Source organism: Bacillus sp. PK3-067 (assembly GCF_056738645.1).
The window spans coordinates 3,400,187-3,417,938 of the sequence record NZ_CP096490.1 but is presented as its reverse complement, the minus strand read 5'-3'; the positions used below and the strand labels follow the sequence as shown (position 1 = coordinate 3,417,938).

Genomic DNA, 17,752 nt, shown 5'->3' with positions numbered 1-17,752 from the left:
AGGGGGAAGGTTTATGGTCAGCTTGAGTACATTGGTAGCTTTTGCAATTGTTTCGCTTAGCATGGTTTGTTCACCTGGGCCTAATATGATTTACCTCATTTCCCGTTCCATTACGCAAGGACGTATGGCGGGATTTATTTCTTTATTGGGCATCATGCTCGGATTTGTAATCTATATAATCGCAACTATGTTTGGACTTACAGTTCTATTCGTTGCTGTTCCCGCTGTATATGAAGCAGTAAAGTGGGCAGGTGCTGCTTACTTGCTCTGGCTCGCCTGGAATTCGATTAAACCGGGTGCTACATCTATTATGGAACCTCGTATGATTTCTAATGAGCCACCAAGGAAATTATTTCTGAGGGGACTCATGACGAATCTTCTGAATCCAAAGATTGCTATTTTGTATGTATCACTTCTACCTCAATTTGAAGATCCAGAGAAGGGATCGTTGCTTTTTCAAGGTGCAGTTTTGGGGCTTACGCAAATCACTGTTAGCTTTATGGTTAACCTTGTAATTGTATGTACAGCAAGTAAAATTGCAAAATGGTTTGGCACACGCCCGACGTGGCTACGAGTACAGCGTTGGCTTATGGCAAGTGTTTTAACGGGGCTTGCTGTACGTCTTGCTTTTGAACGTCGACAGTAAGAGCCTCTTTACCGTCAGTTTCTATAATATAACCTAATAAATATTAATATAATTTATGTATAGTAGATATTTACCTTATAAAATAAGGGGGGAATATTATGACTGAGACAAACGAATCTTCAGGAGTTAATTTGAAAGAAGATGTGAAGTTTTCTATTATAATTCCTGCGCATAATGAAGAAAAGTACATTAGAAAATGTTTAGATTCAATTGCAAAGGCATCAGAGGCATATAAAGAGCAAACGGAAGTTATAGTTGTTTTAAATCGTTGTACAGATAAAACAGAGGAAATAGCAAAATCTTATAATTGTGTTACATTGAAAAATAACGATAAAAACTTATCTAAAATTCGAAATGCAGGGGCTAAAATAGCTAGTGGGGAAATAATCGTTACTATAGACGCTGATACCATAATGACAGAGTCTATGTTGTTTAATGTAGATAAACATTTAGCTTCAGGTACATACATTGGTGGTGGGGTGAATGGTAAGTTTGAAAGAATATCTTTAGGAATATTTCTCTCCGCAATGTTAATCATAATCCCCTTACTTTTTAAGTACGGAGCTATATCTGTAGGGATTTTTTGGTGCTATAGAAAAGACTTTATGGCAATCAACGGATTTAATGAAAACATGCTTATGGCAGAAGATGCAGATTTCGCTAAACGTTTAAAAGAGTGGGGAAAGAAAAATAATAAGAAATTCGGTACTATTAAAAATGGAATGATAACTTCATGCAGAAGATTTGATACATATGGAGACTGGACTTTACTTAAAAATCCCAAAGTAATTTTAGCTTATCTAAAAGGAAATGATAGAAAATACGCAGATAAGACATATTATGATAACCAAGAAAGATAAAAATGGAGAAAATCAGAAGAGGATAGCTAGTACTTTTTTAGATATAATGAGAATCCAACTTAATTTAATAGATATTATAAGAAAACCACCAATTTGATTATCCTTTTTCAAATTGGTGGTTTTTATTTTTGAAATAAATATGTATTTTTTTATAAAAATATTTTTTGACCCCCATAAAACTATGTATTCCTCCGAATATGTATAGTGAAGAAAATAAATAGAAGAAAAATGACTATGAAAGAATATAGAAGCATTAATAAAATTACTAGATTAGGTGGGCATCCAAAATAAAAGGATGAAATTACCAATGGTATAGAGGAGAGTTATTCAAGGATTGCAGATAAAATAGAAAAAGAATAAGCAAAACGAACGGTAGAAAATAAGAAAGTAGATAAAAATACAAACCTAACTGTAGTGCCGAGAGAAAAGGAAAAATCATTAAGAAAACGTTAGACTCTAAAAATATAACTAACAGCAAGAAAACAAGACCGAAGAAAAGTACCAAGAAAATCTGGTTAAATGGTCACTTGTGTAGTGGCCATTTTGCTATTTGAAGGAGGCTGGGAGATTACAAGTGTTGAGTTTAGTAATGAAGATCTTAAGAAAACCGAAAATAGAAGATATCGTATGTAACATACAAAACAACGAAGAAGATAAAGAAGCGTTTATCGTACAGTATCAGCCTTTTATTAGAAAATCAATCTCATCTGTCTGCCGCCGATATATTACAGAACAGGATGATGAATATAGCATTGGATTGTTTGCATTTAACGAAGCAATTGAACAGTATTCCTATACAAAAGGAAAATCCTTTTTAGCGTTTGCTGATCTTCTTATAAAAAGAGATGTAATTGACTATATACGTAAGGAGTCTAAACATAACTTTGTCTTTTTAAAAGAAGATGAGCAAGAGGAAATGTTAGAAATGCAAGTGTCGCTTACAGAGTATATGAAAGAGATGGAAAATAGTAACCGTAAGGAGGAAATTCTTCATTTTCAAAGTGTGCTAGCTGAGTTTAAAATCACATTCTCAGAGCTTGCTAAAGAATCTCCTAAGCATCGTGATACGCGTGAGCACTTAATAGAAATTGTAAAAATTATTATAAAAGAAGAGGAAATGATGGAAGAGCTGTTCCGAAAGAAAAAGTTACCGCTTAAACATATTGAACCGCGTGTTAGGGTAAGTCGTAAAACGTTGGAACGACATAGAAAATACATTATTGCAATGTGTATTATTTTTGCAAACAACTATACATATATTCTGGATTACATAAGAGGGGAAAAGCATGATGAATAAAGGAATTGTGATGGATATAAAAAAGCATAGCGTAGTTGTTTTAACACCAAATGGAGAGTTTATTACGTGTAAAAGAAAAGGGGATTCTTGCATGATCGGGGAGGAAATCTCATTTGATGAGCAAGAAAAAAAAGCATCGCATTTTTCGATCCCTTCCTTTTTAAAACCTGCATCAATACTTGTTGCTTGTTTTCTATTTGCAGTGCTGTTTTTCTACAACCAACCAGAAGAAAAAGTATTTGCTTACGTCTCAGTTGATATAAATCCAAGTTTAGAGGTGAGCGTAACGAAGGATTTTCGTGTTATAGATTTACAGGCTTGTAATGATGATGGAAGGCGTATTTTAAAAGAATTGAAGCAATGGGAAAATAAACAATTACAAGAAGTAATACGTACTATTATAAAGCAAAGTCAAGAGGATAAGTATTTAACGAATGATAAGCAAGTTATGCTAACAGCAGTTGCAAAGGACAAGGCGCTAGAACCACAGTTAGAAAAGGCAATGAAAGAATTGAAGAAAGAATATGAGTTAAAACATATTACAGTTGAATATCAAAGTAGCACGATGCAAGTACGAGAGAATGCTAGAAAAGCTGGAATTGGCACAGGTGTCTATATAAAGCAAGAGAATGAGAAAAACAAATCGCTTACTCCTCCTGCCACGCCGCCTAATCCGGTGGAAAATGAAGAAGAGGTGCAATCACAGCCGGAGTCATCTCCTGATGCATCAATGGATTTATCTCCTGTAGACGAAAAAAAATATGAAAAGCAAGAGCAGAAAGAACAAAAGAAAACAGAGGAACAGCCATCGAAGCAAATAAAAGAAAACAATGGAAGAGGATCTCAGCAAGAAAATAGAGGGAATCAACAGGAGAATAAAAGTAGAGAAGCTCAACAAGGAAATAATGGGAATCAGCAAGGGAACAACGGAAGAGGATCACAACAAGGGAATAATGGAAATGGGCAAGGAAGCAACGGAAGAGGCTCACAACAAGGGAATAATGGAAATGGGCAAGGGAACAACGGAAGAGGCTCACAACAAGGAAATAATGGGAACGAGCAAGGGAACAACGGAAGAGGGTCTCAACAAGGGAATAATGGGAACGAGCAAGGGAACAACGGAAGAGGGTCTCAACAAGGGAATAATGGGAATCAGCAAGAGAACAACGATAGAGAATCTCAAAAAGGAAATAATGGGAATCAGCAAGGGAACAATGGAAGAGGATCCCAGAAAGAAAATGGTGGAAACGAGCAAGGGAATAATGGTAGGGGGTCTCAACAAGAAAATAGAGGCCACCAGCAAGGGAATGAAAAGAAGAATCAATAGAATATGGAAGTGAGAGATTCATTTCAAAGCTAAAAGGATTTCTCTCGCTATTGTGGGCAGTAAAACTCCCATCTCAAAATTTGGCTGGAGCAAAGAAGTTAGGTGGGAGTTGGGCTGCTTGTAAATGCCCAATTGGTGAGGGCAGATTAGAGTTGCACTTTATTATTTTATAGTTCTATTAAGAAGGAGTATGTGAAAAATATAATGGAGAAAAACATTCAACAAGAGAAAGATAAAGAAAAACCTGTTTTTTATGATCCGAAAGGAAGGAGAAACATAGCCTTTATTTCGTTTCTATGTATTTCAATAGTTAGTGTAGGTGTTGTATTTTATTTTTTCTTTCAAAGTATTTTTTCAACACCAGAAATTCCAAATATGAATACCGCTGTACAACAAGATACTAAACTTGTACCAATTAATCAAAAACTTAGTGATCAGCAGCTAAAGAAGGAAGAATTTAACCCAAATACCGAAACGAAGGATAATAAAAATTTGGTGAATCCGCCGAAGGATAGTAAACAACCTAAAGAAGTGTATGGTTTTTATGTAAACTGGGATGAAAATAGTACCGCTTCTTTAAAAGAAAATATCGATTCCTTAACTACGTTAGTACCAGAGTGGTATCATTTAAAAGCAGATTTAACGATTAGAAGTGAGATCAAACCTGAGATAGTAAAGTTGGCAGAAAAAAATCAAGTGAAGATTATGCCTTTGCTTACTAACTATACTGAGGAAGCTTCTGGTCCTGATAGTGGGCTAATTCATAAGTTACTGAATTCCTCAAATGATGTAAAGACAAAGTTTATTAATGATTTAGTAAGCCAAGTTAAAAAGAATCATTTTTCAGGAATTAATATTGACTTTGAGGCCGTAACTGAAAGTGATAGAGAAAACTTAACAAATTTTATGAAAGAACTTACTACGGAATTTCATCAACATGATTTGCTCGTTACACAAGATGTTCCAGCTAATGATAAGGCTTTTGATTATAGTGCGTTAGCAAAAATAATAGATCGAATGATTGTAATGATGTACGATGAGCACTATGGAGCCGGGGAACCAGGACCAATTGCTTCAAATAAATGGTTCCAACATACATTGAAAGAACTGAATATTCCGTCTAATAAGCTTATAGTTGCTTTCGGTAACTATGGATATGATTGGCAAGTAAATAGTAAAGAAGCTGCGAAGTCTTTAACTTTCTCAGAAGTTATGGCAATGGCTCATGATTCAAATATAAAAATTCAATGGGATAAAATGAGTGGAAACCCTTATTTTAGGTATAAAACAGAAGGGAAAGAACATACTGCTTGGTTCTTAGACGGTGTAACTCTTTATAATCAAGTGAAAATCGCAATGGACAATAATGCAAAGGGATTTGCGTTATGGAGACTAGGAGCAGAAGACCCTACAATATGGAAAGTTTTAAAAAATCCGATTGAGGCACAAAAAAATCCTAATGTATTACATAAAATCAATAGTTTAGATGAAGTAAATTATTCTGGACAAGGTGAAATTTTACAGATTGAGAATGAAAGAAAAAATGGATTGAGAGATTTTAAAGTAGGCAAAGATGGTTACCTTACAGATGAAGTATATCAATCCTTACCATCTGCATATGAAGTGCAACGATATGGAAAACCAAATGGGAAACAAGTAGTATTAACATTTGATGATGGACCAGACCCGAAATATACGCCAGAAATTTTAGATATATTAAAAGAGAATCAAATAAAAGCTGCTTTTTTTGTACTTGGTGAAAACGCACAACTAAATACTAGTATTGTAAAAAGAATATACGATGAAGGGCATGAAATTGGCAATCATACTTTCAAGCATCCTAACATAGCTGATACGTCTTTACTACGAACGAAAGTAGAACTTAATACGACGCAACGTTTAATTCAGGAAGTAACTGGACATTCTACGGTTTTATTTAGACCGCCATATGAAGCGGATGCTAACCCGGATTCATCAAATGAAATATTGCCTATTTTACGTGCACAAAATATGAACTATACAATGGTAGCGGAAAAAGTTGATCCCGAAGACTGGGCAACACCATCAACAAATGAATTAGTAAAGCGTGCTCTTAATCCCATTTATAAGGGAGAGGGAAATATTATTCTTCTCCATGATGCGGGAGGGAATCGTACACATACAGTAGAGGCGCTCCCAATCATTATTAAAGACCTAAAAAAGCATGGATATAGTTTTGTAACAATTTCAGATTTAATGAATAAAGAACGAGATGAAATTATGCCTCCTGTTTCTTCTGAGGGGAAGCAATATTTACTTTACAATAAAGCTGTCTTTTCAGGAGCCGGATATTTTAAGCATATATTAACTACTATTTTTTATATTGCTATTGGATTAGGGATTTTTCGATTTTTATTCTTAATTTATTTTGCATGGAAGCAGAAAAGAAAAACGTTATCTCGCTATATTAATTCGTCTTATCAACCTTTTGTTAGTGTTGTCATAGCGGCATATAATGAAGAAAAGGTGATAGCCAAGACGATTCACTCAATTTTGAATAGTAATTATAGAGAATTTGAAGTTATTGTTGTGGATGACGGATCGACAGATGGTACGTCAAAAGTAATGAAAGAAACATTTTATAAACACCCTAAAGTTCGTTTCATTCAGAAAGAAAATGGCGGGAAATCATCGGCAATGAACCTAGGGTTTCAACAATCGCGAGGAGAAATCATTGTCACTTTAGATGCGGATACTATTATTGCGCAAGACGCTATTTCTTTAATGGTTAGACACTTTGAAGATCAGAATGTAGCTGCAGTTTCAGGTAATGTCAAAGTGGGGAATAGACGGAATTTGTTAACTACTTGGCAACATGTTGAGTATATTACAGGGTTTAATTTAGAACGTAGAGCTTTTGATGAGTTAAATTGTATTACAGTCGTTCCAGGAGCTATTGGGGCGTGGCGCAAGAAGAATGTAGTTGAATCTGGATATTTAAGCGAAGATACATTAGCAGAAGATACGGATCTTACTATTACATTTTTACGTCAAGGGCATAGAATTGTATATGAAGAAAAAGCGCATGCTTTTACGGAATCACCTGAGGATGTGAAAAGTCTCATTAAACAGCGATATCGTTGGTCATATGGTACACTTCAATGTCTTTGGAAACATCGAAAAGCGTTGTGTAATTCTAAACATAAAACATTAGGGTTTATTGCACTGCCTAACATGTGGTTATTCCAATATGTTCTGCAATTCATTGCTCCTTTTGCAGATATATTAATGATTATAGGACTATTTAGTAGTAATCCGCTAAAAGTTTTAGGATTTTATCTTGTATTCTTTTTAATGGATCTTCTCGCTTCTCTATTTGCATTTAAATTAGAGGAAGAGAATCCGAAACCATTAGTATGGTTAATTTTACAACGTTTTATTTATCGTCAATTTATGACTTATGTTGTCATTAAATCTATATTCTCATCGCTTCGAGGAGTAGCGGTAGGGTGGAATAAACTAAAGAGACTGGGGAGTGTTAAACATTCCACGGAACATAAGGAGGCATCATAAAAGAGCGGACTATCTGCTCTTTTTTTCATTAGTTTTAGTTAGTTGAATGTAGAGTTGTAGCATAAAAACTGCTGCTTCTATAACGAGATTCCTATTCATTATGAATAGTGAGACAGTATGTTAAGCTAATCCTTTAGTTTCGGATTAAAGTTTTTTTATATTTTTTTAAAATGACGGACACAAAAACGCATATACCTTCGAATTATATATATGGATAACATAAATATGTATATAAAAGGGGAGAAATAAGATGAAAGAAAAAAAAGAAATGTTTCAAGAAATCGCTGAGGTGTTAAAGGTATTGGCGCATCCAGTTCGTCTATCTTTAGTAAAAATAATGCTTGCAAAAGGTCCTACTAATGTAACAACAATGTATGGGGATTTACAAATGCCTCAAAGTACAATTAGTCAACATTTATCTAAACTAAAAGCTGCTAAAATGGTTACAGGTACTCGGAAAGGATTAGAAATTTATTATGAGGTAACTGACAATCGCACAAAATCAATATTAGCATGTTTAGTTTAAATAATGACTTCTATTTCAAAATAAAAAACGCTATTCTTTTCTATGATTTTACAGAGAGAATAGCGTTTTTTATTTTTAAGGAGTATCTTTTTATATGCCTATAGAATGGAGTGAAAGGTTTATGGGTTTAAATGTACCTACTATTACCTTAGGTTCTAATGCGTCTAATAATGAAAAAATTCTCGGTTTAGGGGTGCTTCTTTATAGCTTACGTACAATTGAGATTAGAAAAAGTAGAGCGAGCGCTTAATGAGGCGGAAGTAGTGTTTATATGCGAAACTTTATAGAAATCTCATTTTTCTAATTGTATCTTTTTAGATTGATGGATGTGGGGTCACGTCCATCAATCTAAGAAAACAAGTTAGCTAAAAAATGATGAAAATAAACTTTATAGAAATAAAAAATATGAACGTAGAGGATTAAACAAAGTATATAGTGCTTTTTTAGTCATGTAATCTTTTAATTTGATGATCTTTTCCCCATTCAAACAGATTATCCATTATTTGCATTAAAGATTTTCCGTATTCACTTAGTGTGTACTCAACCTTTGGTGGTACTTCTTGATATACGGTACGATAGATAATCCCATCAGCTTCAAGTTGCCGAAGTTGTTGTGTAAGAACCTTTTGTGTAATGTTTGGGATTTCTCGTTTAATTTCATTTGTTCGCATTTTTCCATCCGACAAAATACATAAAATATGAACTTTCCATTTTCCACCGATTACATCGAGTGTTGTTGCAATTGGGCAATTATCATTTTGATTCATATAACACCTCCAAAGGTACTTCAAGGTTCCTATAGTACCTGAAAGTACGTACTTTTCAATTATATGTAACTCATTCATACTAATACGTAAAGGATTGATTAATTTATAAAGGGGCTGGAAAATGATGAGAACACTTGTAATTGTAGCACACCCTCATATTGAAAAATCAAAAATTAATAAAAGATGGATAGAAGAACTTGAGAAACATTCAGATGAAATTACGGTGCATGAATTATATAAGGTGGCACCAAATTGGGAGTTTAATATTGAAGAAGAGCAAAAGTTATTAGTAGAACATGACAGATATATATTTCAATTTCCGCTTTACTGGTACAGCACACCACCATTATTAAAAAAATGGTTCGATGATGTATTAACATATGGATTTGCGTACGGATCACAAGGAGATAAAGTGAAGGGGAAAGAATTTGGTGTAGCTATTTCTATAGGTGGATTAGAAAAAGACTATGAAAATAGTGGGATTACAATGGATGAGTTGACGAAACCATTCCAAGCTACATGCCTATATACAGGTATGGAATTTATACCTTCCTTTTATTTATATGGTGCAGAATATAAACTAAGTGATGAAGAGATTGATAAAAGTGCACCTGAGTATGTGCAATATGTAATGAACAAGAAGTATTCTAATATATAATGAAAAATAGCCATTTACTTGTGAAGTAAATGGCTATTTTATATTTTTCTTATATTCACTAAGTGTAATCTTTAGTAAATTAATAGTTAATCTGGTAAAATAAAAAACCTAACATATATAAAGGGGAGTTTTACTTGAGAACGATGCGACAATTATTACAAAAGAGAGCAATGCAGTCACCAAATTTGGAAGCGCTTGTAGGAGGGAAGAAAAGATATTCGTTTCAGCAATATAATGAACGAGTAAATCAGCTTGCACATTATTTGTTACATAATGGTGTGCAAAGAGGAGATCGTATAGGAATACTATGCAAAAATAATCACCCATTTCCAAGCGTTATGATGGCAAGTTTAAAAATTGGAGCGGTATTTATTCCGCTAAATCATCAGCTTACTGTATATGAATTAGAAACAATTGTAAAAGAAGCGAAATTAAAAGTGTTAGTTATTGATGAAGAATTTAGTGAAGTGTTATTAAATGTTGATGCTGTTAAAGAAATTCCTTATGTAATTCAAACGACAAAAGAAGGTTTTGGTTCATTTGAATTAGAGCTGCAAAAACAGCCAACGACAGAACCGAACGTAGAAGTTCATGAAGAAGACGACGCCATTTACTTATTTACTTCAGGAACGACTGGACAGGCGAAAGCATGTGTAATTGGACATAAAAACTTACATCACTATTTTGCTGAAATTGCGGGACAAAGAGAAATCCCAGCAGGTGAACGCTTTTTATCTGTGCATCCATTGTTCCATATGAGTGGCGTGCTTTCTATTTTAAATTGTATTTATCATGGCGTTACGATGATTTTCTTAGCTGATTCGAATCCTGCTATTATTTGGGATAAGATTGAAGAAGAGAAAATTACTACGATGCTTGCGTTCCCTGCTGTTTATAGTTACATGCTTGATGAATTAAATAAAAAAGAACGTAATATTTCAACCTTTAAAGTAGCACAAAGCGGTGGTACAAAAGTGCCAGAAACACTCATTCAAAAATATATGGAAAAAGGAATCTATATGGTGCAAGGTTATGGTAGTACAGAAGGTTGGGTTGTAACCTCATGGCATCCAATGATGGGAAAAGAAAAGATGTCTTCTGTAGGAAAAACCTTGAAAAATGTAGAGGTGAAAATTGTTCATCCGGAAACAGGACATGAACTAACAACAAATGAAGTTGGAGAGATTCATGTGAAAAGTCCATACATGTTTAAAGGGTATTGGAATAATGAAAAGGCGACAAAGAAGGTAGTAAAAGATAACTGGTTTAATATGGGCGATGCTGGCATGATAGATGATGATGGATTCCTGCATATTATGGGAAGATATAAAGACGTTATTATACGCGGTGGTGACAACGTATATCCAGATCAAGTAGAAGATGTTATTCATGAAATACAAGGTGTTTTAGAAGTTGCAGTAGTTGGAGTTCCAGATGACTTTTGGGGAGAGGTTCCAAGAGCTTACATTGTGAAGGATGGCGAAACAACATTAACAGAAGAAAGTATTATTCAGTATTGTAAGGAGAAGTTAGCAAGTTATAAAATACCAGAAGTAGTATTCATAGACGAGTTACCGAAAAACGCTTTAGGAAAAGTGTTGAAGAGGGAATTACGAGATGTAGTTCTTGTGAAATAGAAAATTATAAAACGATGGAGAACCCAGTTATGTATAAGGCATGACTGGGTTTTTATGTATTAAAAACATAATGATTTACTAGATTTTGTATTTTGTGTAAGATAATAAAGAATATTCGAAAAACAATTGAGGGAAGAGATATAAATGAAGCTGCCGCTATTACAGGTAGAGACAGAGAGACTGATGATCCGTCCGTTCCAAAATGATGATTATGAAAGTTGGTTAGATCAATTTTCTTATTGATTATAAAAATAAAGAAATAGACAAATAAGGGGAAAAGAAAATGAAGACTATAAACGTATTTCATTATGACGCATTTACGAATAAACCAAATAAGGGAAATCCAGCAGGTATTGTATTAGAAGCAGATGGATTAACGGAAGAGGAAATGCAAATTATTGCTGAAAAAGTTGGATATAACGAAACAACTTTTGTTCTTTCCTCAGAAGTAGGAGATATAAGAATGCGCTATTTTACACCTGGTTTTGAAATGGATTTATGTGGTCATGGGACAGTAGGGACGATATATGCCTTGCGCGAAAAAGGTTTATTAGAAGAGAAAAGTAACCTTACGATTGAAACGAAGGCAGGGATTTTACCGATACAAATAGTTGTAAATGAAAATGGAGAAACCTTTATTAAAATGAGGCAGACAGCACCTCAGTTTAAAGATTTTGCAGGTTCAAAAGAAGAATTAGCTCATAGTATTGGTTTAGAAGTAAATGATTTAGATGTAAGTTTACCGATAGTATATGGAAGTACAGGAAACTGGACTGTAATTGTGCCGATTAAAAATCTAGATGCGTGTGAGAGAATGAAACCTAATAATGCTGCATTTCCATCGGTATTAAAAGAAATACCTAATGCTTCTATTCACCCAATTTGTCTAGAAACTTATGATGAACTAGCACAAATGCATGGCCGTCATTTCTCGTCAGCTTATGCTGGGACGATTGAAGATCCAGTGACAGGAACAGCTTCAGGTGTAATGGGAGCGTATTATGCGGAGTATTTAGAGAAAGATTTTGAACATGAATTGGACTTAATCGTTGAGCAAGGACAGGAAATAAATAAAGATGGTCGTGTAACTGTTTATGTAACGAAAGGGATAGAAAACGAAAAGTTACAAATAGATATTGCTGGAACAGCGGTGTATGTGAAAGAGTTTGAAGTTTTAATATAAAAAAGAAAGCCCGGCATACATCCGGACTTTCATTATCTGTTCAACACTTCAATATACGAAGCATCTCCAGTTGTTCTTAAAGCAGAGCGAAAATTGTTATTTTCTAGCGTTTTAGCGACTTGTTGTAATTGCTGTGCATCATCATGATGGATAAGTAAGCTGTCAGCACCGCTTTCTTCTATATGAATATGTTCGACGTTTCCAATGGCATCATGTACAGCTTTTAAAAATTCAGGTTTCATGGTGTCCTCCTATATGTATGTAACGTTTTTATTTAGTATTTCCTTATTTTTGAAATATAAAAGTAAATGAAAGGAGAAATAAAATGAATATAAAGCAGTTTAACGAACATATAACATCACTATTTGGAGAGCATCTTCATAAATACGGCGATGATGAATATGGTTTTACTCATATAAGTAAAGATGAATTTCACAAAATCGGTTACACAACAAATTTAACGTTAGAAACTATTGAAGAAGCGTATAGAAATGGAGTCGATATGATAGTTACACATCATGCGCCGTGGAGTTTTTTATTTGGTATGGAAGAGGCTTGTATTGAGAAATTGAAGCAATATGAAATGAATCATTTTTGGGTTCATTTGCCGTTAGATTTTGTAAAGTTTGGCACATGTACATCGTTATTTAACGGAATTGGGATAGATACAATACTGGAATATTCCACGTATGAGGAAGAAGAACTACCGGGAATAGGAGAATATAAAGAAGCGATTCCTTTTTCAAACTTAGTTGGAAAACTTGAAGAAAGAATGGAAGAGAAAGTGAAGAGCTGGAGAAATCACGATAAACCAGTAAAACGGATTGCGATTTTAACCGGTGCAGGAAACAATACAAATTTGATTGAACGTGCATTAGAAAAAGGGTGTGACACGTACATAACAGGTGAAAAAACATTATATACAGTGCAACATGCGAAATTTAAAGGGATTAATTTAATTGTAGGCAGTCATACGTTTACAGAAGTGTTTGGTGTAGAAAGTTTGGCTCATAAGTTAAAAGAAAGAGATAATTCAATAGAAATTACTAGATTAAATGAAGAACATTTGGAGTGAAGAAATTACATCGCATTACCATCAATGGAATGAACTATATGATGGAATATTGAAAGACGCAGTTGCAATGAAATAAAATTATCTTTTGTTATATTAAGATTTTTAGGAGGGATTCCCTTATGTTTGTCAAATAATAGTAAAGTTGTCTTTTGAATTAAGGGAATATTCGGAGTTAAAGGGTGAGAGAATGGATATTTCAATAATCACTGCACAACTAGTTAAGGAGAAAGTGATTTCACATTATCCAAATAGTGTAAAAGTGTTAAACGGGGGAACAACAAGTACTATATATTTGTTAGATGAACAATACGTTGTAAAGTTGAATGAATCGGATGTCATACGTGAAGAAGCTTATTTTCTTCAGTTTTATAAAAAGGATGAATTATTTCCAAAGCTTTTTTATAAGGAACCTTTAAATCGCTATATTGTTTACTCATTCCTTGAGGGCACAACTTTTTGCAAACTAGGCCATAAACGGAGCGTTCTTTGTAAACTTGTAAAGGAAGTTATCAATAAGTATGAAGTAGCTACAGAGATTGATGGCTGGGGATGGAAAGAAAACCCAGTTCAATCTTGGAATGAATTTTTAACGACAAATGTGATGGAAGCTCATGAAAATGTAAGACGTTACATAAGTGAGGAAGCGTATAGAACGGTTTTTAAGTTAGCAAATAGTCCAAGTAGGGGGACTGGAATAAATCAGCCATTTTTATTGCATGGTGATCTTGGATTTCATAATTTTATATTTCAAGAGAATAAACTGCACGGTGTAATTGATCCTTTACCAGTGTTAGGAGATCCTATATATGATTTAATTTATGCGTTCTGTTCAACTCCGGAAGATTTAACAAAAGAAACGATTGGTTATGCGATGAAACAATGTGTATTTCATAAAAATGACCGTGATTTATATGAAGAGATAGTCATAGGATTATATTTGCGTATAGATACATGTTTACGGCACCACCCGAAAGATTTAGAAGATTATTTAGCAGCTTGGCGTTATTGGATGGGTGAGGTTGAGGTGACTTTATAGTACAAATATTTTTAGGGGAGATGGTGTGATGAATGTTGCAGAAGCGAAAAAGGATTTACTGTAATTCCATTATCGGTTACAGTTGTCTATTTACTTACTTTTATAAGTTTGTTAATTGAACATAAAAAAGCAGCTTAATAAAAATTTAGGGATAGGGGGAATTATGATGAAAAATTACGTTTGTACAACGTGTGGCGTGCAGTATGCAGCGAGTGTAGAAGAACCGGTGAGTTGTCATATTTGTGATGAAGAGAGGCAATATGTGAATCCAAAAGGACAATCTTGGACGACACTAGAAAGCTTACAAATTGGTGATACATATAAAAATGAAATAATCGAAGAGGAAGATGGACTTTATAGTATTACAACAAAACCAGGATTTGCGATCGGTCAAACGGCATTTGTAGTGAAAACAGAGTCATATCGTTTACTGTGGGACTGTATTACGTATTTAGATGAAACGACAATTACGAAAATAAAAGAGCTTGGCGGATTAGATGCGATTGCATTGTCTCATCCTCATTATTATTCAACGCAAGTAGAATGGGCAGAGACATTTGATGTACCAATTTATATACATGAAGATGATAAAGAGTGGGTGATGCGTCCGAGTAGTCGTATTATTTATTGGTCTGGTGAGTCTTTACAATTAGCTGATGGGATTACTGTACATCGTCTTGGAGGACATTTTAGTGGTGGTTCTGTATTGCATTGGGAAGAAGGTAATGATGGAAAAGGGATTTTGTTAACAGGTGATATTATTCAAGTTGTAGCAGATGAGCGGTGGGTAAGCTTCATGTACAGCTATCCAAACTTAATTCCACTACCAGCGAGGAAAGTGGAAGAAATGGTGAATCGAGTGAAGCCATTACAGTTTAATCGTTTATACAACGCTTTTCATCGAGTAGTAAAAGAAAATGCAAATGAGGCAGTTGAACGTTCTGCTGACAGATATATAAAAGCAATAGAAGGAAAGTTGTTTCATACGTAAAAGGAGAGTAGCTTAATGAAAACGTTAGTATGTTTTGGAGATAGTATTACAGCTGATGAAACATTTTTTGATGGAATTCCGAGATTAACACCACGTTTGCAAGAGATGTTTCCGAACTGGAAAGTAGTGAATGCAGGTGTTCCAGGTGATAATACATTCGATGCGTTAAATAGGATTGAAGAAGATGTAATATTATATAAACCAGATTTCGTAACAGTTTTTCTTGGTACGAATGATGCAGTTTCTTTTTCTCAAGTGTCATTACAAGCATATAAAGAAAACTTAGAGAAGATTGTGAACCATATTTCGTCAGGTAAAGTGCTGCTTATTAGCCCTGCGCCAGTTGATGAAGAGAGGCAGCATAATAGAACAAATGAAGTGCTCTGTCAGTATGCAGACGTGGTGGAGAAAGTGGCGAAAGAAACAGGAAGCTATTTTCTAAATTTGTATGCTGAAATGATTCAAGAACTGAATTATAAAAGGTTTGTAGAAAATGATGAAAAAGATGGATTACACTTTGGTCCAGAAGGTTATGAGTATCTAGCGAAGTTAATTGGTGAAAAGTTAAAAGGGATTTTATAAAAAAAGCAAAGCGATATCGCTTTGCTTTTCATTGTTTTTAGTAAATTAATCTAGAAATGCTTGCTGTAATGCTTTCAGTCCATCGCTGTAAATACCATGAAACAGATTTATTGCCTCTTCATCACTAACCTCAACAGGAGTGAATGTACCAGACCACTCTACTAACGATGTGTTACTTTCAGTACCTTCTTTCACCTGGATTGTAGATAGATAATTAGTGACTGGGAATGGTGCATTCATGATTGAATACGTGTAGTAGCGTTCTTTATCATTGAATACTTCTAAGCGTTCTATAATTGTATCGCCATCTGGATTAGCTAGATGACGTACACGACCGCCTTCAGTTAATTTACTGCTAGGTATATAAGGTAACCAGTCTGGAAGGGAGTTGAAACCTCCGATTAATTGCCATACTTGTTCAGGTGAACCGAAAATTTCCATAGATGTAGTAGTATGTGCCATGTTCATTACGCTCCTTTTTATCTCGATATTTGCGAGCAAATAATCAGTGGGATGACCCCACTGATTAAGGTTTCAAATTATTTTACGTTGATTGGTAGTGGTGCATTAGGTGCTACTAGTTTTTGTTCGCGCATTTCTTCCCAGAATGCTGCTGGAATTACTGTATTTAAGGCGTTTTGGTCTTCTACAATTCGTTCCGGTTTACTTGCCCCAGGAACAACGGCAGCAACTGCTGGATTTGCTAGTGAAAATTGTAATGCAGCAGCTTTGATGCTGATTTCGTGACGATCTGCAAGAGCTTTGATTTTCTCAACTTTTGCAATAATTTCTGGCGATGCTTTTTGATATTCGAAGTGAGCGCCGCCAGCAAGAATACCTGAGCTATATGGGCCACCAACAACAATATCCATATTATGCTTTACAGATGCAGGCATTACTCGTTGCAATGCACGTTCGTGGTCTAATAATGAATAGCGACCAGCTAATAAGGATATATTTGGTTTCGCTTCTTCTAAATCAAGCATAAGTTCAATTGATTCTACTTTGTTTACTCCAAGCCCCCAGCCTTTAATGACTCCTTCTTCACGTAAACGTGTTAGCGCACGGAATGCTCCTGTTCGAGCAATTTCAAATTGTGAAATCCACGCATCACCATAAAAGTCTTGTGCTAAATCATGAATGAAAACAAAGTCTAGACGATCTGTTTTTAAACGTTTCAAACTTTGCTCGATAGAACGAAGTGTTGCATCTGCGCTATAGTCATTGATCATTTTATTTTTGCGACCAAATTCGAAAAGCCCGCCTTTTTCACCTAAATCACGTGCAGATGGATCTTCTAATTCATCCGAAATAGTTCGACCTACTTTCGTACTTAAAAAGTAATCATCACGATTTCTTTTTGATAGTGCTTCACCAAGACGAATCTCCGCTAAGCCAGATCCATAAAGTGGAGCTGTATCAAAGTAACGAACGCCATTCTCCCAAGCAGCATCCACTGTAGCGATTGCTTCTTCCTCTGGGATATTACGGTACATATTTCCTAGTGGTGCTGTACCAAACCCGATTTTTTCTTTTAGTAATTTACTCATTATAGATATCCTCCTAAAATGTATTTGAAAAATATTTATTCACTGTGAATGGATGTGAAAATGAA

18 protein-coding genes and 2 pseudogenes are annotated in these 17,752 nt (G+C 34.7%); 16 read left to right on the top strand and 4 right to left on the bottom strand.

Annotated features, from left to right (window positions below; all coding sequences use genetic code 11):
- The first annotated feature begins 13 nt into the window (after window positions 1-13).
- The 7 genes from M1D73_RS17560 (at window position 14) to M1D73_RS17530 (ending at window position 8,458) form a co-directional block, all read left to right on the top strand.
- The gene (locus M1D73_RS17560) at window positions 14-646 is read left to right on the top strand and encodes a LysE family translocator (protein WP_000254114.1); all 633 of its coding nucleotides are present in this window, start codon (window positions 14-16) and stop codon (window positions 644-646) included.
- 98 nt (window positions 647-744) lie between these two features.
- A complete protein-coding gene (locus M1D73_RS17555; protein ID WP_121868229.1) occupies window positions 745-1,506 on the top strand; it encodes a glycosyltransferase family 2 protein in 762 nt (253 codons plus the stop codon).
- A gap of 574 nt (window positions 1,507-2,080) precedes the next feature.
- On the top strand, window positions 2,081-2,803 hold the full coding sequence (gene sigI, locus M1D73_RS17550) for an RNA polymerase sigma factor SigI (protein WP_002082432.1): 723 nt from the start codon (window positions 2,081-2,083) through the stop codon (window positions 2,801-2,803).
- Window positions 2,793-4,130: an anti-sigma factor domain-containing protein gene (locus M1D73_RS17545; protein WP_088024473.1), complete on the top strand. Its 1,338-nt coding sequence runs from the start codon at window positions 2,793-2,795 to the stop codon at window positions 4,128-4,130. The genes sigI and M1D73_RS17545 overlap by 11 nt, the downstream gene beginning before the upstream one ends.
- 204 nt (window positions 4,131-4,334) lie before the next feature.
- A complete protein-coding gene (locus M1D73_RS17540; protein ID WP_121868230.1) occupies window positions 4,335-7,682 on the top strand; it encodes a trifunctional glycoside hydrolase family 18/polysaccharide deacetylase/glycosyltransferase family 2 protein in 3,348 nt (1,115 codons plus the stop codon).
- 250 nt (window positions 7,683-7,932) lie between these two features.
- Window positions 7,933-8,208 (top strand): ArsR/SmtB family transcription factor, encoded by a 276-nt coding sequence (locus tag M1D73_RS17535; RefSeq protein ID WP_000660066.1) that lies wholly within the window; start codon window positions 7,933-7,935, stop codon window positions 8,206-8,208.
- Window positions 8,209-8,302: 94 nt separating this feature from the next.
- Window positions 8,303-8,458 carry a hypothetical protein gene (locus M1D73_RS17530; RefSeq protein ID WP_001121201.1) on the top strand — a complete coding sequence of 52 codons (156 nt, stop codon included), beginning with the start codon at window positions 8,303-8,305 and terminating at the stop codon, window positions 8,456-8,458.
- 193 nt (window positions 8,459-8,651) lie between these two features.
- Here M1D73_RS17530 and M1D73_RS17525 read toward each other — a convergent pair whose 3' ends face one another.
- Window positions 8,652-8,975: a winged helix-turn-helix transcriptional regulator gene (locus M1D73_RS17525; protein ID WP_001072981.1), complete on the bottom strand. Its 324-nt coding sequence runs from the start codon at window positions 8,973-8,975 to the stop codon at window positions 8,652-8,654.
- Between the two features lie 124 nt (window positions 8,976-9,099).
- Here M1D73_RS17525 and M1D73_RS17520 point away from each other — a divergent pair, with 124 nt between their 5' ends.
- From M1D73_RS17520 to M1D73_RS17505, 4 genes and pseudogenes are all read left to right on the top strand, one after another.
- Complete coding sequence (locus M1D73_RS17520) at window positions 9,100-9,633, top strand: NAD(P)H-dependent oxidoreductase (RefSeq protein ID WP_025921899.1); 534 nt, start codon at window positions 9,100-9,102, stop codon at window positions 9,631-9,633.
- 143 nt (window positions 9,634-9,776) lie between these two features.
- Complete coding sequence (locus M1D73_RS17515) at window positions 9,777-11,270, top strand: class I adenylate-forming enzyme family protein (RefSeq protein ID WP_002195674.1); 1,494 nt, start codon at window positions 9,777-9,779, stop codon at window positions 11,268-11,270.
- Between the two features lie 144 nt (window positions 11,271-11,414).
- Window positions 11,415-11,507: pseudogene (locus M1D73_RS17510) on the top strand (GNAT family N-acetyltransferase); the annotation flags it as partial.
- 46 nt (window positions 11,508-11,553) lie between these two features.
- On the top strand, window positions 11,554-12,453 hold the full coding sequence (locus M1D73_RS17505; protein ID WP_000849327.1) for a PhzF family phenazine biosynthesis isomerase: 900 nt from the start codon (window positions 11,554-11,556) through the stop codon (window positions 12,451-12,453).
- Window positions 12,454-12,485: 32 nt separating this feature from the next.
- Here the strand turns inward: M1D73_RS17505 and M1D73_RS17500 are convergent, their stop codons facing one another.
- Window positions 12,486-12,695 carry a hypothetical protein gene (locus M1D73_RS17500; RefSeq protein WP_000801653.1) on the bottom strand — a complete coding sequence of 70 codons (210 nt, stop codon included), beginning with the start codon at window positions 12,693-12,695 and terminating at the stop codon, window positions 12,486-12,488.
- A gap of 83 nt (window positions 12,696-12,778) precedes the next feature.
- Here M1D73_RS17500 and M1D73_RS17495 point away from each other — a divergent pair, with 83 nt between their 5' ends.
- From M1D73_RS17495 to M1D73_RS17475, 5 genes and pseudogenes are all read left to right on the top strand, one after another.
- Window positions 12,779-13,528: a Nif3-like dinuclear metal center hexameric protein gene (locus M1D73_RS17495; protein ID WP_001022442.1), complete on the top strand. Its 750-nt coding sequence runs from the start codon at window positions 12,779-12,781 to the stop codon at window positions 13,526-13,528.
- 187 nt (window positions 13,529-13,715) lie between these two features.
- Window positions 13,716-14,564 carry an aminoglycoside phosphotransferase family protein gene (locus tag M1D73_RS17490; RefSeq protein ID WP_002195676.1) on the top strand — a complete coding sequence of 283 codons (849 nt, stop codon included), beginning with the start codon at window positions 13,716-13,718 and terminating at the stop codon, window positions 14,562-14,564.
- A 42-nt stretch (window positions 14,565-14,606) separates the two neighbouring features.
- Window positions 14,607-14,702: pseudogene (locus M1D73_RS17485) on the top strand (DUF7010 family protein); the annotation flags it as partial.
- Between the two features lie 25 nt (window positions 14,703-14,727).
- Window positions 14,728-15,555, top strand: coding sequence for an MBL fold metallo-hydrolase (locus M1D73_RS17480; protein ID WP_033689015.1), 828 nt, complete (start codon window positions 14,728-14,730; stop codon window positions 15,553-15,555).
- Between the two features lie 15 nt (window positions 15,556-15,570).
- The gene (locus M1D73_RS17475) at window positions 15,571-16,137 is read left to right on the top strand and encodes an SGNH/GDSL hydrolase family protein (protein ID WP_016124973.1); all 567 of its coding nucleotides are present in this window, start codon (window positions 15,571-15,573) and stop codon (window positions 16,135-16,137) included.
- 45 nt (window positions 16,138-16,182) lie between these two features.
- Here the strand turns inward: M1D73_RS17475 and M1D73_RS17470 are convergent, their stop codons facing one another.
- On the bottom strand, window positions 16,183-16,599 hold the full coding sequence (locus tag M1D73_RS17470) for an SRPBCC family protein (protein ID WP_000951521.1): 417 nt from the start codon (window positions 16,597-16,599) through the stop codon (window positions 16,183-16,185).
- Between the two features lie 77 nt (window positions 16,600-16,676).
- Window positions 16,677-17,687: an aldo/keto reductase gene (locus tag M1D73_RS17465; protein ID WP_000040527.1), complete on the bottom strand. Its 1,011-nt coding sequence runs from the start codon at window positions 17,685-17,687 to the stop codon at window positions 16,677-16,679.
- Window positions 17,688-17,752 lie beyond the last annotated feature (65 nt).